The 22,457-nt window shown below is 44.4% G+C and carries 19 protein-coding genes; 15 read left to right on the forward strand and 4 right to left on the reverse strand.

Features of this window, described 5'->3' with window-relative positions; all coding sequences use genetic code 11:
* The first annotated feature begins 78 nt into the window (after positions 1–78).
* The gene (tpiA, locus tag L8S15_RS11155) at positions 79–849 is read left to right on the forward strand and encodes a triose-phosphate isomerase (protein WP_010435373.1); all 771 of its coding nucleotides are present in this window, start codon (positions 79–81) and stop codon (positions 847–849) included.
* Between the two features lie 149 nt (positions 850–998).
* On the opposite strand, the gene pfkA is transcribed toward tpiA, so the two are convergent.
* From pfkA to L8S15_RS11170, 3 genes are all read right to left on the reverse strand, one after another.
* A complete protein-coding gene (gene pfkA / locus L8S15_RS11160) occupies positions 999–1,961 on the reverse strand; it encodes a 6-phosphofructokinase (protein WP_004729705.1) in 963 nt (320 codons plus the stop codon).
* A 315-nt stretch (positions 1,962–2,276) separates the two neighbouring features.
* Positions 2,277–3,185 carry a CDF family cation-efflux transporter FieF gene (fieF, locus tag L8S15_RS11165; protein ID WP_016767974.1) on the reverse strand — a complete coding sequence of 303 codons (909 nt, stop codon included), beginning with the start codon at positions 3,183–3,185 and terminating at the stop codon, positions 2,277–2,279.
* Positions 3,186–3,348: 163 nt separating this feature from the next.
* Complete coding sequence (locus L8S15_RS11170) at positions 3,349–3,858, reverse strand: CpxP family protein (RefSeq protein ID WP_016787687.1); 510 nt, start codon at positions 3,856–3,858, stop codon at positions 3,349–3,351.
* Positions 3,859–4,036: 178 nt separating this feature from the next.
* Between L8S15_RS11170 and L8S15_RS11175 the strand changes: the two genes are divergently transcribed.
* The 4 genes from L8S15_RS11175 to L8S15_RS11190 all read left to right on the forward strand — a co-directional run bounded on the left by L8S15_RS11175 (position 4,037) and on the right by L8S15_RS11190 (position 7,365).
* Positions 4,037–4,726, forward strand: coding sequence for a response regulator (locus L8S15_RS11175; protein WP_102364358.1), 690 nt, complete (start codon positions 4,037–4,039; stop codon positions 4,724–4,726).
* The gene (gene cpxA / locus L8S15_RS11180; protein ID WP_010435382.1) at positions 4,726–6,108 is read left to right on the forward strand and encodes an envelope stress sensor histidine kinase CpxA; all 1,383 of its coding nucleotides are present in this window, start codon (positions 4,726–4,728) and stop codon (positions 6,106–6,108) included. The genes L8S15_RS11175 and cpxA overlap by 1 nt, the downstream gene beginning before the upstream one ends.
* Before the next feature lie 76 nt (positions 6,109–6,184).
* Positions 6,185–6,802, forward strand: a complete 618-nt coding sequence (locus L8S15_RS11185; protein ID WP_016767973.1) for a superoxide dismutase — start codon at positions 6,185–6,187, stop codon at positions 6,800–6,802.
* Positions 6,803–6,885: 83 nt separating this feature from the next.
* Positions 6,886–7,365, forward strand: a complete 480-nt coding sequence (locus tag L8S15_RS11190; protein ID WP_010435387.1) for a tRNA (cytidine(34)-2'-O)-methyltransferase — start codon at positions 6,886–6,888, stop codon at positions 7,363–7,365.
* A gap of 198 nt (positions 7,366–7,563) precedes the next feature.
* Here L8S15_RS11190 and L8S15_RS11195 read toward each other — a convergent pair whose 3' ends face one another.
* Positions 7,564–8,088 (reverse strand): FxsA family protein, encoded by a 525-nt coding sequence (locus L8S15_RS11195; RefSeq protein ID WP_010435390.1) that lies wholly within the window; start codon positions 8,086–8,088, stop codon positions 7,564–7,566.
* A gap of 284 nt (positions 8,089–8,372) precedes the next feature.
* Here L8S15_RS11195 and aspA point away from each other — a divergent pair, with 284 nt between their 5' ends.
* The 10 genes from aspA (at position 8,373) to L8S15_RS11245 (ending at position 22,258) form a co-directional block, all read left to right on the forward strand.
* Positions 8,373–9,824, forward strand: coding sequence for an aspartate ammonia-lyase (gene aspA, locus L8S15_RS11200; protein ID WP_010435392.1), 1,452 nt, complete (start codon positions 8,373–8,375; stop codon positions 9,822–9,824).
* Between the two features lie 180 nt (positions 9,825–10,004).
* Entirely contained in the window at positions 10,005–11,312 is a 1,308-nt protein-coding gene (locus L8S15_RS11205; protein WP_016767972.1) for an anaerobic C4-dicarboxylate transporter, read from the forward strand.
* A gap of 544 nt (positions 11,313–11,856) precedes the next feature.
* On the forward strand, positions 11,857–13,305 hold the full coding sequence (locus L8S15_RS11210; RefSeq protein ID WP_016767971.1) for a YfcC family protein: 1,449 nt from the start codon (positions 11,857–11,859) through the stop codon (positions 13,303–13,305).
* Positions 13,306–14,112: 807 nt separating this feature from the next.
* Positions 14,113–15,336, forward strand: a complete 1,224-nt coding sequence (gene arcA, locus L8S15_RS11215) for an arginine deiminase (RefSeq protein ID WP_010435401.1) — start codon at positions 14,113–14,115, stop codon at positions 15,334–15,336.
* A gap of 73 nt (positions 15,337–15,409) precedes the next feature.
* Positions 15,410–16,321 carry a carbamate kinase gene (gene arcC / locus L8S15_RS11220; protein ID WP_010435403.1) on the forward strand — a complete coding sequence of 304 codons (912 nt, stop codon included), beginning with the start codon at positions 15,410–15,412 and terminating at the stop codon, positions 16,319–16,321.
* 178 nt (positions 16,322–16,499) lie between these two features.
* Positions 16,500–17,510: an ornithine carbamoyltransferase gene (locus tag L8S15_RS11225; protein ID WP_004729719.1), complete on the forward strand. Its 1,011-nt coding sequence runs from the start codon at positions 16,500–16,502 to the stop codon at positions 17,508–17,510.
* A gap of 497 nt (positions 17,511–18,007) precedes the next feature.
* On the forward strand, positions 18,008–18,937 hold the full coding sequence (gene pyrB / locus L8S15_RS11230; RefSeq protein WP_010435407.1) for an aspartate carbamoyltransferase: 930 nt from the start codon (positions 18,008–18,010) through the stop codon (positions 18,935–18,937).
* Between the two features lie 15 nt (positions 18,938–18,952).
* Positions 18,953–19,417, forward strand: coding sequence for an aspartate carbamoyltransferase regulatory subunit (pyrI, locus tag L8S15_RS11235; RefSeq protein ID WP_004729721.1), 465 nt, complete (start codon positions 18,953–18,955; stop codon positions 19,415–19,417).
* A gap of 327 nt (positions 19,418–19,744) precedes the next feature.
* Positions 19,745–20,233, forward strand: a complete 489-nt coding sequence (locus L8S15_RS11240; protein WP_010435410.1) for an arginine repressor — start codon at positions 19,745–19,747, stop codon at positions 20,231–20,233.
* A gap of 174 nt (positions 20,234–20,407) precedes the next feature.
* Positions 20,408–22,258, forward strand: coding sequence for a protein-disulfide reductase DsbD (locus L8S15_RS11245; RefSeq protein ID WP_280573075.1), 1,851 nt, complete (start codon positions 20,408–20,410; stop codon positions 22,256–22,258).
* Positions 22,259–22,457 lie beyond the last annotated feature (199 nt).

Below are 22,457 nucleotides of genomic sequence, written 5' to 3' on the forward strand. Positions count from 1 at the left end.
TATTAATCTGTTATATTATTTCGTAATAAAGTTTACTTTTTTACATTCGATTTATTTAAATACTTTGGAGATATTCCTATGCGTCATCCTGTAGTTATGGGTAACTGGAAACTAAACGGCAGCAAAGAAATGGTTGTTGATCTACTAAACGGTCTTAACGCTGAACTTGAAGGCGTAACAGGCGTAGACGTAGCAGTTGCTCCACCAGCACTTTTCGTTGATCTTGCAGAACGTACGCTTACTGAAGCGGGCAGCGCAATCATCCTAGGTGCTCAAAACTCTGACCTAAACAACAGCGGTGCATTCACTGGCGACATGTCTCCAGCAATGCTTAAAGAGTTCGGCGCATCTCACATCATCATCGGTCACTCTGAGCGTCGTGAATACCACAACGAATCAGATGAATTCGTTGCTAAGAAATTCGCATTCCTAAAAGAGAACGGCCTAACTCCAGTTCTTTGTATCGGTGAATCTGAAGCACAAAACGAAGCAGGCGAAACTGTTGCAGTATGTGCTCGTCAACTTGACGCTGTTATCAACACTCAAGGTGTTGAAGCTCTTGAAGGCGCTATCATCGCTTACGAACCAATCTGGGCTATCGGTACTGGTAAAGCAGCGACAGCTGAAGATGCACAACGCATCCACGCTCAAATCCGTGCACACATCGCAGAGAAATCTGAAGACGTTGCTAAGAAAGTTGTTATCCAATACGGCGGTTCTGTTAAACCAGAAAACGCAGCAGCTTACTTCGCACAACCAGACATCGACGGTGCTCTAGTTGGCGGCGCAGCGCTAGACGCGAAAAGCTTCGCAGCTATCGCTAAAGCAGCAGCTGAAGCAAAAGCTTAATTTAAACGTCACCGTTTAGATTGAATGAAAGGTCAACTTAGGTTGGCCTTTTTTATTACCTGTCAGTTCTAAAGCCTCAAACAACAGGCACAAAAAAACCGCTGATAAATCAGCGGTTGTTAATATTTTAAGCGAACGCTAAGCGTTGCTTAGAACAACTCTTCTGCAACGCGGAATAGCTCAGAACGGTCTGGGTTCTGCATGTTCTCGATACAGTCGATGATGTCGTGGTGAACAAGCGCTTCTTTCTCAATACCAACACAACGACCACCGTGGCCTTCTTGAAGAAGGTGAACTGCGTAGTTACCCATGCGAGAAGCCAGTACACGGTCAAATGCAGTCGGGCGACCACCACGTTGGATGTGACCAAGAACCGTTGCACGAGTTTCACGACCTGTTGAAGCTTCGATCTCTTTCGCAAGTTCGTTCGCGTCCATCATAAGCTCTGTTAGAGCGATGATTGCGTGCTTCTTACCTTTCGCAATACCATCTTGGATATTGCTGATCAGCTGATCTTTATCTAAGCCAGTCTCAGGAGTGATGATGTATTCACAACCACCTGCAATTGCTGACATAAGCGTAAGGTCACCACAGTGACGGCCCATGATTTCAACAATAGAAATACGTTGGTGAGAAGAAGACGTGTCACGTAGACGGTCAATTGAGTCGATAACAGTGTTAAGCGCTGTTAGGTAACCGATTGTGTAATCAGTACCTGCGATATCGTTGTCGATAGTACCTGGAAGACCGATACATGGGTAACCCATCTCAGTCAGTTTCTTAGCGCCCATGTAAGAGCCGTCACCACCGATAACAACAAGTGCTTCGATACCGTGCTTTTTAAGGTTCTCAATGCCTTTCTCACGAACAGCAACATCTTTAAACTCAGGGAAACGTGCAGAACCTAAGAACGTACCACCACGGTTGATCACGTCAGATACGCTTGAACGGTCAAGCTTTTCGATACGGTCTTCAACAAGGCCTTGGTAGCCATCGTAAATACCGTAAACTTCAATGCCAACTGATAGCGCTGTACGAACTACACCGCGAACTGCTGCGTTCATGCCTGGAGCGTCACCACCACTGGTCAAAACACCGATCTTCTTAATCATGCTCACCCTCGATTTTTGGGAATCTATTATTCAATTCTTATTCTTGCTGATTGTATATCAACAAGATTTTAAATCTATATTTGTGCGTTATGTTACATTTCCTCAACAGGAATAGCACTCAAATCGCGTAAAATTATGTAACATTTCTACTTCTGTAAGAGTATTACAGTTTTACTCAGTAACTTTGTTGATTCACATCAGAATCAACATTAATTGTTACTAAGGTGATTTTTGAATCACCTTTGAGTTAGTAATTTTTACTCACTCTAGTTCAAAAGCCGGCCACTTACCATTTGCTCTCAGCTTTATCACTCATTACCAAGAATGAAACTTCTGCTGTTTCTCTGGGCCAAATACCACCGAATACGGATCTTGATGAATTAATACATCAGCATCAGGAAAAACAGAGATAAGCTTGTCTTCTACTTCGTCAGAAATGCGATGCGCTTCAATAAGTGGGATATTATCTTCAAGCTCCAAATGCAATTGAATAAAGCGAATTGGGCCCGAACGACGCGTTCGTAATTGATGCACACCCAATACACCTTCGATACTCAACGACGTCTCTTTAATCTGTTTAAGCTCTTCATCCGGTAGCTTTCTATCAAGCAATGACTGAATCGCTTCATTTGCCATTTGATAAGCGCTGTAAAGAATGTAGATACCGATACCAATCGCGAATACCGAGTCCGCTTGCCCAATACCAAACCAGCTCAACGCCAATGCCAGCATAATGGCCGCATTCATATAGAGATCCGATTGATAATGCAGTGAGTCCGCCGCAATAGCCTGGCTACCGGTTTTTTTCACGACATGTTTTTGGAATCGAACCAAACCAAAAGTCATCACCATCGCGAATAAGCTGACGTAGATACCAATTTCAGGAGAGTTCAGTTCGTGAGGCCTAAAGAAGCGTTCAATACCATTAAGTATAAGGAAACAAGCGGAGCCGGAAATAAACATCGCTTGTGCTAGTGCTGCAAGAGATTCAGCTTTGCCATGACCAAAAGTATGTTCTTTATCGGCAGGCTGGAGAGAGTATCGAACGACGATTAGGTTCACGACTGACGCCGCAATATCTAACAAGGAATCAACCACGGAAGCCAACAGACTCACAGAGCCGGTCACCCACCATGCTGCGACCTTCACGATCAATAAAATTGTGGCGATGGTAGTGGCTGCCCAAGCGGCGAGCGTAACTAAACGTGCGTATTCTTGTTTCATAATTTGGCTATAAAATGACTGATAGCACAAAGTATAACCTGCAAACAATCAATTGAATATGACAGACATGATGTAAGAGATTCATTTTAAGGGATCAAAAAAAGCGGCACACGGCCGCTTTTTCACATTATTCTGGGGATTAAACACCAGATTAGATGAAAGACTATTTGTCTTTGTTCATGCGTTTTTCCATTTTGTCAGCGCACTTACTCATACGCTCTTGTTGGATCTCTTTCAATTGAGTTTTTTGCTCTGCTGTCAGAACGCTCATCATGTCGTGTTGTTTCTTCAGCATTGCGACACGACGTTCAGTTTGCTTAGCAACCATTTGGCTTGCTAGATCGTTTGCAGCGGCTTCATCGAAGTTGTCGGCCAATACTAGAGCTTGAACCTTTTCGTGATGCGCTTTCATTTGCGCCATTTTTGCCGTTTTGTTTGCACCGCGCTTTGCTTTCATCTCAGCACGGTCTGCTTCACGCATCTCTTTTAACTGTTCTTTTTGAGCGTCGGTTAGGTCTAGTTGGCGCATTACTTTTTTATCGAAACCGCCACACTTGTCGTGCATACCTTTGTGGTCACTTTTATCACCACCACCGTAAGCATACGCGCTTGCTGTACCAAAAATAAGTGGAAGTGCCGCAGCTGCTAGTACAAGTTTCTTAGTCATTTTCATAATTGTTGCCTCAATTCGGTATAATAAGTCATGTGTTGCGTCTGTTTCTCAGCGCTTGAATATAGATTAGTCTTTCCCTCGTAAAGTGACGTTTAGAAAGCGTAAAGAATCGTAAAGAGTGAAAGTTGACGAATAATTAGCAGTATTATTAACCTAACTAAATGATTAAGGCTTCCCAATGGCGAACATTCTTCTTATTGATGACGACACAGAGTTAACCAGCTTACTTAAAGACATTTTGAGCTTTGAGGGCTTCACTGTCTCCGAAGCCAATGATGGCTATGCCGGGCTTGAAGCGATCAATGATGAGATTGATCTGGTCCTTTTGGATGTGATGATGCCGCGCCTTAATGGCATGGAAACGCTAAAAAAGCTGAGAGAAAATTGGGAAACGCCGGTACTAATGCTGACAGCGAAAGGCGAAGAAATAGATCGTGTTATTGGCCTTGAACTTGGTGCGGATGATTACTTGCCAAAGCCCTTCAGTGATCGAGAGCTGCTCGCTCGTATTCGTGCCATCTTGCGTCGTACGCAAACCAACACAGTGCCTAAAGCGGCCGGTGATAGGGTTCAATACCAAGACATTGAAGTATTCCCTGGCAAACAAGAAGCTTATTGCAATGGTCAGATTATCGATCTCACCACTACCGAGTTCGCTCTCTTGAGTCACCTAATCCAGAACCCTGGACAAGTGATCACCAAAGAAGCATTGAGTTTAGACGTGTTAGGTAAAAGGCTAGCGGCGTTTGACCGTGCGATTGATATGCACATATCTAACCTGCGCAAGAAGATCCCAGAACGCAGCGACGGGAAATCTCGCATTAAAACCTTACGAGGTCGTGGCTACTTGTTAGTAGAGGAGGATTAATGCGTATACCTAAAATCACCAGCTTATATGGACGTATCTTTGCTATCTTTTGGTTCACCATGTTACTGGTGCTTTTGTCGGTGCTATCACTGCCACACTTAGATCCTCGAGTTGCTCGCGATGTACCAGTCGAGCACCTCAAGAAATTAGAACGCATTGCGAAAAGTACAGAGAAGCGATTCGCCAAAGAAGACAACTTAGGCAAGATTGTCTTCCAACTGGAAGGCCCAACCCGCAGCAGAAAAGACACACGCCCTCGGATGTATTTGACTGACCTTGAAGGCTCAGTACTAACGACTAAAAAGCATTCAGATTACAAAGTGAAAGCAATTCGCAATTTCGTGACTACGATTGATAACCCTGAAGTGCCAAAACAAAAGCTGTATGGGCATTACATGGTGGCAGGCCCAATCCCAGTTTCACTCGCCGGTGAAGACCTGATGATGTACATCGGAGTTAAATGGGATCAGCCACCACCATTTTTACTGCGACTGTTTGATAAACCATTACAGTTATTACTTGCCGTGATGCTGGCGAGTACCCCGCTGCTGCTTTGGTTAGCTTGGGCGCTAAGTCAACCAGCACGAAGGCTAGAACTTGCTGCACAACGCGTTGCTAAAGGTCAATTTGAGGTTGACCCTCAACTGGAAAAAGGCACATCAGAATTCAGACAAGCCGGTGAGAGCTTTAACCAGATGGTCGAAGCAGTAAACCAGATGATTTCAGGGCAGCAACGTTTATTGTCTGATATATCTCATGAATTACGTTCTCCACTCACTCGATTACGCATGGCGAATGCACTCGCCATTCGTAAGCAAGGCGACAGCCAAGAGCTAGAGCGTATCGATACTGAAGCGCAGCGTTTAGAACAGATGATCAGTGAACTTTTAACTTTGTCTCGTATGCAGGTCGATAGTCACATCACACGTGAAGTGCAACCCTTATCGAGCCTGTGGGAAGAGATCCTAAAAGACGCAGAGTTTGAAGCAGAGCAAATGGGCAAGCAGATGAGGTTTTCAAAAATTCCTAATCGTTCTATCTCGGGTAATCCGAAGTTATTGATGAGCGCGCTCGACAATATTACTCGCAATGCCATTTACTATGGTAGAGACCAAGTTGATGTTCAATTTAGTGTTCAACAAGACCAACTGACGATTTGCGTGAATGACAACGGTGAAGGCGTTCCTGATGACGAATTAGATTCAATTTTCCGACCTTTCTATCGTGTTTCAACGGCAAGAGATCGAAACTCAGGCGGAACAGGATTGGGGTTAACCATTACAGAAAGTGCGATTCGTCAACACAGTGGTTCGATCACAGCAAGCCGCAGTAAACTAGGTGGATTACAACTAGAGATCACTCTGCCAATCCTACCAGCGTAATACCCCTACAAAGATCGCAGTTGATAATGATAGTTATTATCATTATGGTAAATCCTCTAATTAAGGAGGATTTACCATGTCACACTCTTTCCCAGATCTACCCTACGCTTACGATGCCCTAGAACCTTACATTGATGCAAAAACAATGGAAGTGCATTACAGCAAACACCATCGAACCTATTACGATAAGTTTATTACTGCGGTTTCTGGTAGCGAGCTTGAGCACCAGTCTCTCACCGAGATTTTCGCTAACATCTCTCAGCACAGTCCAGCCGTTCGTAACAATGGTGGCGGTTACTACAATCACATCTTGTATTGGAACTGCATGTCGCAAGACGGTGGGGGTGAACCTACGGGCGAACTAGGTGAAGCGATCAAAAGTACATTCGGAGATTTCAAAACCTTCCAAGACCAGTTTGCTCAAGCGGCAATCAATACCTTTGGTTCAGGCTTTGCTTGGTTGGTGGTGGAAAAAGGACAGCTGAACATCGTCTCGACCTCGAATCAAGACAACCCATGGATGGATACCATTGCCAGTAACGGAGAACCGGTTCTTGCGCTCGACGTTTGGGAGCACGCCTACTACATCAGCTACCAAAACCGTCGCCCTGATTACATCAATGCATGGTGGAACGTGGTGAATTGGAATGCGGTATCTGAAAACTACGCACAAGCACTAGCGAACCAAGCTTAAGCAAATGGTGACGGTGGCGAACTGTACTCACTCTGCTTGCCACCGTATACTCTGGCTATCTTTGATTATTCTTGTGAACCAACATGTTTGATATCGCTCTATACGAACCAGAAATTGCACCCAATACGGGTAACATCATCCGCCTATCTGCTAACTGTGGCGCGAACCTACACCTAATTGAACCGCTTGGTTTTGACTTTGAAGAGAAGAAAGTACGCCGTGCCGGTTTGGACTACCACGACCTAGCGCGAGTAAAACGCCACAAGAATCTAGAAGCCTTTCTTGAGTACTTAGAGAATGAACGTGAAGGTGACTTCCGTATCTTCGCATGTACCACAAAAACCACAGGCCACCACGTTGATGCTAAATTCCAACAAGGTGATGTATTGATGTTTGGCCCTGAGACACGCGGCCTACCTGCTGAGCTCATCGAAAGCATGCCAATGGAACAACGCATTCGTATTCCAATGATGCCAGATGCGCGCAGCCTAAACCTATCTAATGCTGTGGCAATCATTGCTTTTGAAGCATGGCGTCAAATGGGTTTCGAAGGCGCGGTATAACTGAGCGCTCAAACTTATTTGTTATCTGTTATCTGTTATCTGTTATCTGTTATCTGTTATCTGTTATCAATAATAAACAGTAAGTAACAACAAGCGACACGCAATAAAAAAGGCTCTTACCATTATCGCTTTCATGTGAAAGATAAAGGTAAGAGCCTTTTCTGTTTTTCCCTCTATATAAAGAAGAGAGAAAACGGATTAGTTTAGTCGGTTACGATCGTTGTCGTCGTCTTTCTTTTCAAACTCACCCTCAAAGGTGTTGCCGTCTTTTGATTGATCAGATGGATCTCGATTGAATGGGTCTTGTCCAAATGGGCTCTGCCCAAAACCACCTTGTCCACCTGCTTGGAAACCACCAGACATATTGGTAACCACCATTTTTTCCATCATTTTCTTAGCAATCATCGCTCTTGGTGCAGGCAGCAATACCAACATACCAAGTGCATCCGTCATAAAGCCCGGAGTCAGCAGCAATACGCCTGCAACCGCAAGCATCACGCCTTCAAGAATCTGTTGAGCTGGCATTTCGCCTTGTTGTAATCGGCCTTGAACAGACATTAATGTTTGAATGCCTTGGCTACGAACAAGTGATGCACCGACAAATGCAGTGATCAGAACCAACGCAATCGTTGGCCACAACCCTAAGAAGCCACCAACTTGAATAAATAGTCCAATCTCAATGATCGGTACGAAGATAAATAGTAATAATAAGATAGGAAACACACGCACTCCTTTGTTACATCCAGTTTACGCTGAAAGCCCTACCAATCTCAAATTTATCCTGTAAATAAGCGTGTTTATTGACCCGGAATAAGTTTGCTAAATATTGACGAAACAAAAACGAAAAAGGTGATCAACTTACTATTTTTATGCGCTAAGTACAGTATCATGTGCCACATAAGTCAGGACGGATTTATCAGCCCAATATTCTAGCGAACGGAGTATTTGCACACAGAATAGGCTAATAACTAACTATATAATCAGAATAATTCTCTAAGGATCCTGTTATGGCTACTCTATCAGAAGCTCAAGTTGATGCTCCTCAAGCTACTCGTCTCGAAGAAGATCTTTTAGGTCAACGTCATGTTCCAGCTGATGCTTACTACGGCATCCACACCCTACGCGCAGTTGAAAACTTCAACATCTCAAATGTAACGATCTCAGATGTACCTGAATTCGTTCGCGGTATGGTGATGACTAAAAAAGCTGCGGCTTTAGCAAACAAAGAGTTAGGTGTAATTCCAAGCGAAGTGGCTAAATACATCATTCAAGCTTGTGACCTAATTCTAGATACTGGCAAGTGTATGGATCAATTCCCATCGGATGTATTCCAAGGTGGTGCAGGTACTTCTGTAAACATGAACGCAAACGAAGTGGTTGCGAACGTGGCACTTGAACTTATGGGCAAAGAAAAAGGTCAATACGAGTTCATCAACCCAAATGACCATGTAAACCGCAGCCAATCGACAAACTGCGCCTACCCAACGGGCTTCCGTATCTCTGTTTACAACAGCGTACTGAAACTGATCGATGCGATTGAATACCTAAAAGGTGCATTCGAACTTAAGAGCCAAGAATTCAACACCATCCTGAAAATGGGTCGTACTCAACTTCAGGATGCAGTTCCAATGACGGTTGGCCAAGAGTTCCACGCTTGGGCGGTAACCATCAATGAAGAAATCAAAAACCTAGAATATACTTCAAAACTACTGCTTGAAGTTAACCTAGGCGCAACAGCTATCGGTACTGGTCTGAACGCAGCACCGGGTTACCAAGGTCTAGCAGTTAAACACCTAGCTGAAGTAACTGGCCTAGAATGTGTTCCTGCGGAAGACCTAATCGAAGCAACATCTGACTGTGGTGCCTACGTAATGACGCACGGCGCACTTAAACGCTTAGCGGTTAAGCTGTCTAAAATTTGTAACGATTTGCGTCTGCTTTCTTCAGGTCCACGCACTGGTTTCAACGAGCTAAACCTACCGGAACTGCAAGCGGGTTCTTCAATCATGCCTGCTAAAGTAAACCCAGTTGTACCTGAAGTAGTGAACCAAGTTTGCTTTAAAGTTCTAGGTAACGACAACACGGTTTCTTTCGCTGCAGAAGGCGGTCAACTTCAACTGAACGTAATGGAACCCGTTATTGCACAAAGCATGTTTGAGTCTCTAGACATTCTAACTAATGCATGTGTGAACCTACGCGACAAGTGTGTAGACGGCATTACGGTCAACAAAGAAGTGTGTGAATCTCACGTATTTAACTCTATCGGTATCGTGACTTACCTAAACCCATACATTGGCCACCACGAAGGTGACATCGTTGGTAAGATCTGTGCTGAGACAGGTAAGAGCGTTCGTGACGTGGTTCTAGAGCGTGGTTTATTAACCGAAGAAGAACTTGATGACATTTTCTCTGTTGAAAATTTGATGCATCCTCAGTATAAAGCAAAACGCTACGAGTAAATCTAGCAAATAGGGCTCCAAACGGAGCCCTTTTTTAGGCTCCAATACGGTTAACCACGTTTATTTTGTGGGCTTATGTTGGTTGCACTTTTGCTCAATAGAATCTAAACAATAGAACTATTATGTGAACATTCCATCGGTGAATGTTCACATAATAAAATCTAAAATGAGGTGTTACTTATGATTGCAGTAGAACTATTTGTCGTCCTACTCTTTATCTTTTTGGGGGCTAGAATTGGCGGTATCGGTATCGGTTTTGCCGGTGGTGCTGGTGTTATTGCCCTTTCACTTATTCTTGGTGTTCCAACAAGCCAATCTTTCATTCCGATCGATGTCATCTTGATCATCATGTCGGTAATCACTGCAATTGCTGCGATGCAAGTTGCCGGTGGTATGGATTGGTTAGTACAAATTGCAGAAAACTTTTTACGTAAACATCCTGAACGCATTACCTTCTATGCGCCTATCGTTACTTTTGTAATGACATTAATGGCAGGTACAGGTCACACAGCATTCTCTACACTGCCTGTTATCGCTGAAGTAGCGAAGGGCCAAGGTGTTCGTCCTTCTCGTCCTCTTTCTATTGCAGTTGTGGCATCTCAAATTGCTATCACAGCTTCGCCAATTTCGGCAGCAGTTGTGGCTTTCGCTGCGATGCTTGCACCATTTGGTGTTGATTACCTAACGCTACTCATGGTTTGTATCCCAACAACCTTCATCGCTTGTATGGTTGGTGCGGTTGTTGCTAACTACATGGGTAGCGAACTGAAAGACGATCCAGTTTACCAAGAGCGTCTTGAGAAAGGTCTAATCAAGCTAGCAACTGAAGAGAAACGCGAAATTCTACCAACGGCAAAGAGAGCGACTTACATCTTTCTAGCAGCGATTGGTTTTGTGGTTTGCTACGCAGCGGCTATCTCTAGCTCTGTCGGCCTAATTGAAAACCCAGCTCTAGGCCGTAACGAAGCGATCATGTCTGTGATGCTGGCAGCAGCAGCGGCAATTGTTATGTTCACTAAAATTGATGCTGCGAAGATTTCTTCTGCACCAACATTCCGCTCAGGTATGACAGCATGTGTATGTGTACTGGGTGTGGCCTGGTTAGGTTCAACGTTTGTAAACGCACACGTTGCTGAGATCAAAGACGTAGCAGGCGCTCTATTGGCTGACTACCCGTGGATGCTAGCGCTTGTTCTGTTCTTCGCTTCTATGCTGCTTTATTCTCAAGGTGCAACAACGGTTGCACTGATGCCTGCCGCTCTGGCGATTGGCGTGGCACCATTAACAGCTGTCGCTTCTTTTGCTGCAGTAAGTGCGTTGTTCGTACTTCCAACTTACCCAACGCTACTGGCAGCAGTTGAGATGGATGACACAGGTTCAACGCGTATTGGTAAGTATGTATTTAACCACCCATTCTTCATTCCTGGTGTGGCAACAATCAGTACTGCGGTAGCACTCGGCTTCGCATTCGGCGGTCTGTTTATCTAACATTCGCTGATGATTAAAACTTTAAAAGGAAGCTTCGGCTTCCTTTTTTGTTTTCTACTCAATGTGTTATTTGATACACATCAAATAACTATTATAAACTTTAAAATCCGCCCAAAAATAAAATTTGAATAAAATTCCAAGATTATTCAACCCAACTAATAACAACACTTACCAAATCAATCCCCCCTCGCTTCCACCTAATCCACATCGAATATTAATCCAAGCTAACTAACCAAAAAACCTTGCTGTTTTTATGCCATTTTCAAGCCATCTTATTGGCCACTATTTTTGTGAACAGCACCAAACTTAAATGCTTACTTAAGGCATAAAATAACCGTAGTTAAATTGAATCTATATTCATTCGGACATGTAAATATATAAACATTTTTAGTTTAAATTCGAAAGTTTTATATAGTTAACTGCTTAATAATGGCAATAATTTTATATCTTTGAATACTTTATAAATGTCACTGTGTTTACAATCTATAAATCATTATTCGCTAATTCACATCAATTCTATTTAAGATGGTGTAAGGAGATAGCTATGACGACTCAGACGATACCAAGCGAAACAAAAAAGGGTGGCTTCTTTGCCAACTTTAAATTCCCTTCTGCCTACACCATTCTATTTATTCTAATTGCATTCGTAGCCTTGCTTACCTGGGTTGTTCCAGCAGGCCAATACGACCGAGCAATGAATGAAGAGTTAGGTCGAGAAGTACCGGTAACCGGCACCTATCAAGCAGTAGAAGGTAATCCTCAAGGTGTGATTGACGTACTACTCGCGCCTATTGACGGTTTCTACGACCACAATAGCTATGAAGCTGCAGCAATCGACGTTTCACTGTTCATCTTAATCATTGGTGGCTTCTTAGGGCTAGTAACCAAAACTGGCGCCATTGATGCCGGTATCGAACGCGTCACCGCCCGCCTAGAAGGGCGAGAAGAGTTGATGATACCGATACTGATGGCATTGTTTGCTGCTGGCGGTACCGTTTACGGCATGGCGGAAGAATCACTGCCATTCTATACATTGCTAGTGCCTGTAATGATGGCGGCGCGTTTTGACCCGCTTGTCGCCGCTGCGACCGTACTGCTTGGCGCAGGGATTGGGGTGCTAGGTTCCACCATTAACCCATTCGCAACCGTGATCGCTGCCAACGCCTCTGGTATCCCATTTACTGACGGTATCGTGCTGCGTATTGCCATGTTGATTATTGGTTGGGTTATTTGTGTCGCTTACGTCATGCGCTACGCCAGAATGGTTCAAGCAGATCCTTCGAAATCCATTGTGTTCGACAAATACGAAGAGAACAAAGCGCACTTCTTAGGTAATGCGAGCGGCGAAAAACTTGAATTCACCATGACTCGTAAACTGATTCTGACTATTTTTGGTGGCTCGTTCGCTGTGATGATTTACGGCGTATCCGTTGCTGGATGGTGGATGGCTGAAATCTCAGCGATGTTCCTAGCTGCAACTATTATCGTTGGTATTGTGGCTCGCATGAGCGAAGAAGAGTTTACCACGAGCTTCATTGACGGTGCCCGTGATCTACTGGGTGTTGCGCTTATCATAGGTATTGCACGTGGTATCGTGGTCGTAATGGACCGCGGTATGATCACCGATACAATTCTATTCTCTGCAGAACAAATGGTTACCGGGCTTTCTTCAGTTATCTTTATTAACGTGATGTTCTTCTTAGAAATTCTATTGTCATTCTTAGTGCCATCGACCTCTGGCTTAGCGGTACTCACCATGCCAATCATGGCACCACTGGCTGACTTTGCAGGTGTAGGTCGAGACCTAGTGATTACCGCTTACCAATCCGCATCAGGCTTGGTAAACCTAATCACCCCAACCTCTGCGGTTGTGATGGGTGGCTTAGCGATTGCTCGCGTTCCATATGTACGCTGGGTTAAATGGGTGATGCCATTAGTCGGCATCTTAATGGTATTTTGTATTGTGGTACTGAGTATTGGTGCTCTGATCTAACTCAAAACGCTTCACTCTGTTCTCATCCAAAGCCGCTTCCCATAGCGGCTTTTTTATTAATCCCTCTCCCAATGTGACCCTCTGCTGCTAAAATAGGTCCTCAAAGCCATACACGCGACATTCAAGACACCTCCTGCTCCTACTAAGGCTCAGCGTAACCAAAAGTACTCATCACTAAAGAAACACCCTACTTATAGACATCAAATTAGCTTGATGAAATAACACTCAATTAGCAGCCATGATATTTATCCAGATAGTTAGTCACTTATTAGAGCTAATTATATTTAAAGTAATTTACAGTCTAATAAACAGACGAGGATTAACGCTCTTTTTTATCAAAAAACACACTTAAACAGACGATTTTAAAATGTGACCACAACAGCTTTATTCTAATTTATTTTGTTAAAATTTAATTAATTTCACATCCAAAATTAAATATATAAATAGAAACACTGCATACTTCCAATCTAAGTACATTCTTATCAATAAAACTATTCTGCATATAATCCCTCATAAATTAGATTCTAGTAAGTTGAGTTAAAAAAGCATGCATAATATTCCCAAGGAGTTAACTATTTAGAAAAGGTTGGCAATAGTTGAAAGTGCATAAAGTTTGTTAAAACCCTTGATTTTAAAGGGCTGCGGGATAAAAAACGATTTGTGATAGATCTCTAAGAATACCTGACTAGCAGGCGTAATATTAATTCCAGACAAGAGACATGAATAAATAATTCATTCTTCTCAACTGAAAATAAATAATTACTCTTAGCGATAAAAGTAATTCAAATATATAAGAGAGAGACGATCATGAGTAAGTTCTATGTAGGTTCTGAAATAGGTCAATTACGCCGCGTTCTAGTTCACCGCCCAAGACGCGCACTGACTCACCTAACACCCTCTAACTGTCACGATTTGCTGTTTGATGACGTATTGGCTGTTGAGCGTGCGGGTAAAGAGCATGACGCATTTACTCAAACGCTACGTGATCAAGGTGTAGAGGTTCTTCTTCTTACAGACCTGCTAGCAGACACGCTAGCCGTGCCAGAAGCGAAAGATTGGCTACTAAACTGCCAAGTATCTGATTACCGTTTGGGTAAAACATTCGCCAATGATGTGCGCTGCTACTTGGGCGATTTACCAACCCTAGAGTTAGCAAAAATCTTAACGGGCGGTTTGTCTTACGCTGAGATGCCAATGAAATCATCTTCAATGATGCAAGGCATGCACGCACCAACCGACTTCATAATCGAGCCTTTACCAAACCACCTATTTACTCGCGACACATCTTGCTGGGTATACGGTGGCGTATCTATCAACCCAATGGCGAAACCCGCTCGTCAACGTGAAACCAACCACGTTCGTGCTATTTATCGCTGGCATCCAACATTCGCAGGTCAAGACTTCATTAAATACTTTGGCGATGAAGAAAACATCAACTACGACAACTCAACAATTGAAGGTGGTGACGTTCTTGTTATCGGTCGTGGCACGGTGCTTATCGGTATGTCTGAGCGTACAACAGCACAAGGTGTTGAGCACTTAGCATCGAACCTATTCAAACACGGTCAAGCGAAACAAGTTATCGCAATGCAGCTACCAAAACACCGCTCTTGCATGCACTTAGACACCGTTATGACGCACATGAACGAAGATACGTTCTCTGTTTACCCTGAAGTGGTGAGTAAGGATGTGCAGTGCTGGAACCTAACTGGTGATGAGTCAGGCGCTGTGAAAGTGAAAGAAGAAGGCTACTTCGTAACGGCTATCGAAAAAGCACTTGGCGTAGACAAGCTAAACCTAATCACAACGGGTGGCGACAACTTCCATGCAGAACGTGAACAGTGGAACGATGCAAACAACGTTCTAACGGTTAAACCTGGCGTCGTTATTGGCTACGAAGGCAACACATACACCAACGAAAAATACGACAAAGCAGGCATCACGGTTCTTCCGATTCCAGGAGACGAACTTGGTCGCGGTCGCGGTGGCGCACGCTGCATGAGCTGCCCAATTGAGCGTGATGGTATTTAATCACTAAGACGAAACGGCCAGGTTGAATGAATCTTAAATCACCTCAGCTTGGCCAAAATGAGAGAACACAATTATGACTAAGCAAACTGTTGTTGTTGCACTCGGCGGTAATGCCCTACTTCGTCGCGGTGAGCCGTTAGAAGCCGATGTTCAACGCCGTAATATTGAAACCGCGGTTAAAACCATCTCTGAAATCGCAAAAGTGTACAACGTGGTGTTAGTGCACGGTAATGGCCCACAAGTTGGTTTACTTGCTCTGCAAGGCTTGGAGTACAAGAAAGTAAATCCGTACCCGCTGGATGTATTGGGCAGTGAGACTCAAGGCATGATCGGCTACATGCTGATGCAAGAGTTCAAGAACTATCTTCCCAACCGCAACATCTCATGCATGTTGACGCAAATGACAGTCGATCCAAACGATCCTGCATTTGCGGATCCAACCAAACCGATTGGCCCGATCTACAAAGAAGCAGAAGCGCGTGAATTGGCAGAGAAATTCCACTGGATCGTAAAACCCGACGGCCAACATTTCCGTCGCGTAGTACCAAGCCCACGCCCTACCGGGATTGTTGAACACGACGCGATCACCCAACTTATCGATGCAGGTCATCTCGTGATTTGTACTGGCGGTGGTGGCATCCCAGTGAAAAAAGAAAATGGCAAATTAGTGGGTGTTGAAGCGGTTATCGACAAAGACATGTCAGCGGCTTTCTTAGCAAAACAATTGGATGCAGATGCACTGCTTATTCTGACTGATGCTGACGCTGTATACCTTGACTGGGGCAAACCAACTCAACACGCACTGCGCAGCACCACACCAAGCGAATTGGCGAAATTCACATTTGACGCAGGCTCTATGGGGCCAAAAATTGAAGCATCGTGCGAATTCATTCAGCAAGGCGGCAAAGTTGTAGGTATCGGTGCACTCGAAGATGGCTTGCAAATTCTGCAAGGCCAAGCGGGCACCAATATCACCAAAGGTTAACGTACTAGCGAGCTTTATCATCTTGAGAACCTTAAACCTTGAGAGCTTTTAAAGCTTGCGAAAACAGATTAAACGAAACAAACCGAACCGAACAAATTTAACTAAAAATTGAATCGCGCTTTCTTGAATTTTCTTTCCCTGTAACAGGAAAGCGCCTAAATCTAAGAAGGAATACATCATGGCTTTTAACCTACGCAATCGTAACTTCCTAAAACTACTAGATTTCACTCCACGCGAAATTCAACACTTGTTAGATCTTTCTATGGAGCTAAAAAAAGCGAAGTACAACGGTTACGAACAGCCAACACTGACTGGCAAAAACATTGCGCTTATCTTTGAGAAAACCTCAACTCGTACTCGCTGTGCATTTGAAGTTGCTGCATTCGACCAAGGTGCTCGAGTTTCTTACTTAGGCCCATCTGGCTCTCAAATTGGCCACAAAGAATCAATGAAAGACACCGCTCGCGTTCTAGGTCGTATGTACGATGGCATCGAATACCGCGGCTTCGGTCAAGAAATCGTTGAAGAACTAGGCGCTTACGCTGGCGTTCCTGTATGGAATGGTCTGACTGACGAATTCCACCCAACACAAATCCTGGCTGACTTCCTAACCATGACGGAATACGGCCGTGGTAAACAACTGCATGAAATCAGCTTTGCTTACCTAGGTGATGCTCGCAACAACATGGGCAACTCTCTGATGGTTGGCGCGGCGAAAATGGGCATGGACATTCGCCTTGTTGCTCCAAAACAATTCTGGCCACAAGAAGAGCTATTGGCTCAATGTCGTGAAATTGCAGAGCACACTGGCGGCAAAATCACACTGACTGAAGATGTTCAAGAAGGCGTGCAAGGTTGTGACTTCCTATACACCGACGTTTGGGTATCCATGGGTGAAGCAAAAGAAGCATGGGCTGAGCGTATTAACCTAATGATGCCTTACCAAGTCAACATGGACATGATCAAAGCGACCGGCAACCCACATGTAAAATTCATGCACTGCCTACCCGCTTTCCACGGCGAAGACACAACAGTAGGCAAACAGCTTGCTGCTGAATACCCACAACTAAAAGACGGCGTTGAAGTAACAGATGAAGTGGTTGAGTCTGAATACTCTATCGTGTTCGATGAAGCTGAAAACCGCATGCACACCATCAAAGCAGTAATGGTTGCGACATTAGGTAGTTAATAAGCTGAACAACTAAGAATCTAGATAACTAATAATCTAAATAGTTAAGCACTCACTTGTTCGCAAGACATTAACAAGTTAAGTGTAATAGCAGGGAAATGCGGGTGGCATACTTGGGATTTAACCCTTGGATAAAGCCCGCATTTTTTTTCATTCGACTGAAGAAGTTATCACCCCAAAAAACACAAGTTTTTCTGTTTCAACAAAGGCTTAAATAGAAGTTAAAAACGGACATCATTTCGCATAAAAATCCATTAAATGAATACTTTACAGAAAGTATTGCATGGCGTTTTTATCTGAGTATAATCCTCCGCAATTTGTCTTAAGAGAGCAAAAAATGAACCGAAATTCTGTCGCACATTATTGTCAAACTACACGCCAAAGAGTGGCGGTGGTGTCATTTTTATTTTGCTCTATTGATCGTTTCGAAGCCTCCTATTTTTAGGGGGCTTTTTTTTGTCCGCAATTTGACTGTATGCATAGAAGGAAGACCCGTTATGGCGCATTCGTTATTTAACAAGCACATCATCTCCATACCTGAGCTCACTCGTAATGAACTGGAGCTTATCGTCGACACCGCAGCAAGGCTCAAGGCAGAGCCAAACCCTGAGTTGCTGAAAAATAAAGTCGTTGCGAGCTGCTTCTTTGAGCCTTCAACTCGAACTCGCCTCTCATTCGAAACCGCGGTTCAGCGCCTTGGCGGCACCGTCATCGGTTTTGATAATGGCGGCAACACCTCACTAGCGAAGAAAGGTGAAACGCTTGCCGATTCGGTGCAGGTTATTTCATCTTATGTCGATGCCTTTGTGATGCGTCACCCACAAGAAGGCGCAGCACGTTTGGCCTCAGAATTTTCAAACGGTGTTCCGGTGGTGAATGGCGGCGACGGTGCCAACCAGCACCCAACTCAAACCTTGTTGGATCTGTTCTCGATTTACGAAACACAAGGTACGCTTGATAACCTCAATGTGGCGTTCGTCGGCGACCTAAAATATGGCCGAACTGTGCACTCATTGACGCAAGCACTATCAAAATTCAATAACGTGCGTTTCTTCTTTATCGCGCCAGAAGTGTTAGCGATGCCAGATTATATCTGTGAAGAATTAGAAGAGATGGGTATCCAATACAGCACCCACAGCAGCATTGAAGAGGTGGTGCCTGAACTGGATGTCCTGTACATGACTCGCGTACAGAAAGAGCGCTTTGATGCATCGGAATACGCACACATGAAGTCAGCTTACATCCTAACCGCCGATACATTGAAAGACGCTCGTCAAAACATGAAGGTACTTCACCCACTGCCACGCGTCGACGAAATCACCACTGACGTTGATAAAACGCCACACGCTTACTACTTCGAACAAGCTGAAAACGGTGTGTATGCACGTGAAGCTTTATTAGCCCTAGTTCTAAACGACACTTTATAAGCAGGAGATACAGTCATGGTTAAACAAACTCAGCTACAAGTAGAAGCGATCCGTAACGGCAGCGTGATTGACCACATCCCTGCTCATCTTGGGATTAAAATTCTCAAACTGTTCAAGCTGCATAAAACAGAGCAACGCATCACCATGGGGTTAAACCTGCCATCATCAGCGCTCGGCAACAAAGACCTAATCAAGATTGAGAACATCTTTCTGACCAAGGAACAAGCCAATCAATTGGCTCTGTACGCTCCACAAGCGACTGTGAATCAGATTGAAGAGTACAAAGTGGTCAACAAGCTCACACTTGTTCTGCCAGAACAAATCAACAGTGTGTTCGCCTGCCCAAATAGCAACTGTATTTCACACGGTGAACCTGTCGAAAGTAGCTTTAAAGTGCAGCTAAAACACGAAAACGTACAGCTAAAATGTCACTATTGTGAAAAAGTATTCTCTCGCGAGATCATGAGTGAAATTCGCTAACCCTTAGCGCTACTACCTCCGCAACAAAAACCATTTAAAGTTTATGGATATTTATTCCCAACACGGAATAAATATCCATTTAGTCAAAGAATAAAACCCCACAAAAAAAGCAATTAACCAGAATTTTGTTTGGTGATCACCTTCAAAAAGATAACTATTCTTTAGTGGTAGACTCAATGTATAGATGATCATACATCTCGCATACCCTTCCTTCTCTACTTCGGGATTCATCGGTAAGCCTAATTAATCATCGTACTCTACGGCTTTGGGAGTGCGCTCAGCGCTATGGACAAGCGATATCCACAGTTTGACCTTAAGGAGTTGTTCATGAACGAAATCACTGAGCACGGTTGCTTGTATTCAGCTGAAGATAAAACACTGACTGCCGCGTGCAAACGCTTACTACAACAACAAAGCTTCTCGACCCAGAACCAACTGCGCGAGAAACTGGTCGACATTGGCTATACAGGTATCAGCCAATCGACCGTCTCTCGCATTTTGTCACAGCTTGGCGTTGTCAAAATTCAGAATGCCTGTGGTAAAAAGGTTTACTGCATCACGGTTGAAAGCGCGCCTGTGCGTGTCGATGCCTCAATCTCATCACAAATCGAATTAATTACTCACAACCAAGCGATGGTGATCGTAAAAACAAACCCTGGCTGCGCACAGTTGGTCGCAAGATTAGTCGATATCGACCCACATACCGAGATTATCGGTACGGTTGGCGGCAATGACACCGTGCTAATTATCCCGAAAGACACGATGAACATTGATGCTTGTGAACAAGTAGTAAGAGCACGCTTAGGTGTTGCCTAAATGTCTTATTGGCAAGGGCTGTTACTGCAGTTGCGCAGCTAACCCTCTCTCGACAGCCTAAAAAAGTGGCTCACCCGCCCTAGCGGATATTTGCTGGTCGATGAAACTAATCACAAACTATTACGGTCTGATTGAGTTAAGATACCTTCAACTCCATTTTGATGACTAAATAGTATGCGACGACTTGCCACATTACTTTTTGTTTGTGTTTCCCTGTACACCCAGCCTGCGTGGGCGCTTTTTGGAAACAACAACGCCGAGCCAAGCTTCGGAGGCAATAACAACGGTTTTGTCCCTGTAGACCAGGCTTTCCCTTTCAATTACTACCAGCAAGACGGTAAGGTCCTTCTAGACTGGCAAGTAAAAGAGGGCTACTACCTCTATCAACACAGCCTATCGTTCACTGGCCAGAATCTCGCTATCGGCAATGTTGAAATGGAAGATGGCCAACCACACCAAGATGAATTCTTCGGTGAGGTGAGCATTTATACTCAGCCGTTATTCGTGCAAGTTCCTCTACAGAGTTACCAAGATGGCTCAAAGCTGGTCGTTAAGTATCAAGGCTGTGCGGATGCGGGTTTCTGCTATCCACCCGAAACTCGAATCATCGACATTGAGCCATTTACGGCTTCAGGTTCAAGCGACTCTCAAGCCAATGCCGTGTCGCAAGAGTCATCGGCTGTTAACAATGAGGCCGATGCTTCAATGCAACAGGCTTCTCCAAAAGCAGACGTTGCCAATAACACCACTCCACAATCAAGCGCACCCGTTTCAAAAGAAGCGAGCCTAGCCGATAAGCTCGGTGACAGTTGGTGGACGCCATTATTATTCTTAGCACTTGGTGTTGGCTTAGCCTTTACACCGTGTGTTCTGCCGATGTACCCAATTCTAACGGGTATCGTATTAGGTGGTGGCAAGCTCAGCCAAGGCCGTGCGCTGATGCTGTCCTTCATCTATGTGCAAGGTATGGCGTTAACCTACACCTTATTAGGTCTAGTGGTTGCCTCTGCGGGTATGCAGTTCCAAGCTGCCATGCAACACCCCTATGTGCTAATCGCGCTAAGCGTTCTGTTCGTGGCTTTAGCGATGTCGATGTTTGGCGTTTATAACCTGCAACTGCCAAGCAGCATCCAAACCTGGCTCAACAACCAAAGTAACAAGCAACAAGGTGGTAATACCTTGGGCGTGTTCGCGATGGGTGCTATCTCTGGCTTGGTGTGTTCACCTTGTACCACGGCTCCATTGTCAGGTGCGCTGCTGTATGTCGCCCAAAGTGGTGACCTATTAACGGGTGCGATTGCTCTGTATGCCTTAGCGATGGGTATGGGTATCCCACTGATCTTGGTTGCGGTGTTTGGTAATAAGCTGCTGCCGAAAGCGGGTAGCTGGATGGACAAGGTGAAGGTAGTATTTGGCTTTATCTTGCTGGCTGCACCTATCTTCCTACTAGAGCGTATTATCCCTGAGTTGTGGGCAACCGTGCTTTGGTCTGGCCTTGGCTTCATCGCCTTTGGTTGGCTTTACCACAGCAAGAATGCACTGCCATTCGGCGACTGGAAACAGAGCGCAGTGGGCATCATCGCGATGCTCGGCCTGTTCGCTTCAGCGCAACCAGCATTGAATTACTGGTTCGCAGAAAAGAGCGTTGTGGTTGAACAACAAATCCAATTTGCACGCGTCAACACGGTTGAAGAGTTAGAAATCCAGCTCATCGAAGCCAAGAAACTCGGAAAGCCAGTGATGCTCGATTTCTACGCCGATTGGTGTGTGGCATGTAAAGAGTTTGAGAAGCACACCTTCCACCAAGCTGATGTTGAAAACAAGCTTTCTGATTTCGTCCTGCTTCAGGCTGACGTGACGAGAAACATGCCTCAAGACATTGAACTGCTTAAACAATTACAAGTGCTCGGTTTGCCAACTATAGAGTTCTGGGATGGCGAGGGTAACCATGTTCCAAATGCTCGTGTCACTGGCTTTATGCCTGCAGATGTATTCTTAAAACACATGCAAGACCACCAGCTATAACCTTGCTAAAGCAGTAACGAAAGCAATAACTGACCACTTCTAAGCTATTCAGTTATATAAAGTAAACCTGAAAGCCGAGTAAACTTATCCCTAAGTGGGATGGTTGCTCGGCTTTTTTGTTAATGAAAGCAACGGATTCCTGTTCTGGCAATAAAAGTCGATATGGTTCAGACTTTTAATGCATAAATATTGTCCACAT

This window comes from Vibrio sp. S/42/10, from assembly GCF_029890535.1.
Lineage (GTDB): Bacteria > Pseudomonadota > Gammaproteobacteria > Enterobacterales > Vibrionaceae > Vibrio > Vibrio cyclitrophicus.

What these genes read in the sequence shown, in the direction of transcription:
- L8S15_RS11240 (WP_010435410.1), top strand. Translation starts at nt 19,745, where the DNA reads ATGAACGAAATCACTGAGCACGGTTGCTTGTATTCAGCTGAAGATAAA.
- L8S15_RS11175 (WP_102364358.1), top strand. Translation starts at nt 4,037, where the DNA reads ATGGCGAACATTCTTCTTATTGATGACGACACAGAGTTAACCAGCTTA.
- L8S15_RS11225 (WP_004729719.1), top strand. Translation starts at nt 16,500, where the DNA reads ATGGCTTTTAACCTACGCAATCGTAACTTCCTAAAACTACTAGATTTC.
- cpxA (WP_010435382.1), top strand. Translation starts at nt 4,726, where the DNA reads ATGCGTATACCTAAAATCACCAGCTTATATGGACGTATCTTTGCTATC.
- pfkA (WP_004729705.1), bottom strand. Translation starts at nt 1,961, where the DNA reads ATGATTAAGAAGATCGGTGTTTTGACCAGTGGTGGTGACGCTCCAGGC.
- L8S15_RS11190 (WP_010435387.1), top strand. Translation starts at nt 6,886, where the DNA reads ATGTTTGATATCGCTCTATACGAACCAGAAATTGCACCCAATACGGGT.
- L8S15_RS11205 (WP_016767972.1), top strand. Translation starts at nt 10,005, where the DNA reads ATGATTGCAGTAGAACTATTTGTCGTCCTACTCTTTATCTTTTTGGGG.
- arcC (WP_010435403.1), top strand. Translation starts at nt 15,410, where the DNA reads ATGACTAAGCAAACTGTTGTTGTTGCACTCGGCGGTAATGCCCTACTT.
- L8S15_RS11170 (WP_016787687.1), bottom strand. Translation starts at nt 3,858, where the DNA reads ATGAAAATGACTAAGAAACTTGTACTAGCAGCTGCGGCACTTCCACTT.
- aspA (WP_010435392.1), top strand. Translation starts at nt 8,373, where the DNA reads ATGGCTACTCTATCAGAAGCTCAAGTTGATGCTCCTCAAGCTACTCGT.
- L8S15_RS11210 (WP_016767971.1), top strand. Translation starts at nt 11,857, where the DNA reads ATGACGACTCAGACGATACCAAGCGAAACAAAAAAGGGTGGCTTCTTT.
- fieF (WP_016767974.1), bottom strand. Translation starts at nt 3,185, where the DNA reads ATGAAACAAGAATACGCACGTTTAGTTACGCTCGCCGCTTGGGCAGCC.
- tpiA (WP_010435373.1), top strand. Translation starts at nt 79, where the DNA reads ATGCGTCATCCTGTAGTTATGGGTAACTGGAAACTAAACGGCAGCAAA.
- arcA (WP_010435401.1), top strand. Translation starts at nt 14,113, where the DNA reads ATGAGTAAGTTCTATGTAGGTTCTGAAATAGGTCAATTACGCCGCGTT.
- pyrI (WP_004729721.1), top strand. Translation starts at nt 18,953, where the DNA reads ATGGTTAAACAAACTCAGCTACAAGTAGAAGCGATCCGTAACGGCAGC.
- pyrB (WP_010435407.1), top strand. Translation starts at nt 18,008, where the DNA reads ATGGCGCATTCGTTATTTAACAAGCACATCATCTCCATACCTGAGCTC.
- L8S15_RS11185 (WP_016767973.1), top strand. Translation starts at nt 6,185, where the DNA reads ATGTCACACTCTTTCCCAGATCTACCCTACGCTTACGATGCCCTAGAA.
- L8S15_RS11245 (WP_280573075.1), top strand. Translation starts at nt 20,408, where the DNA reads ATGCGACGACTTGCCACATTACTTTTTGTTTGTGTTTCCCTGTACACC.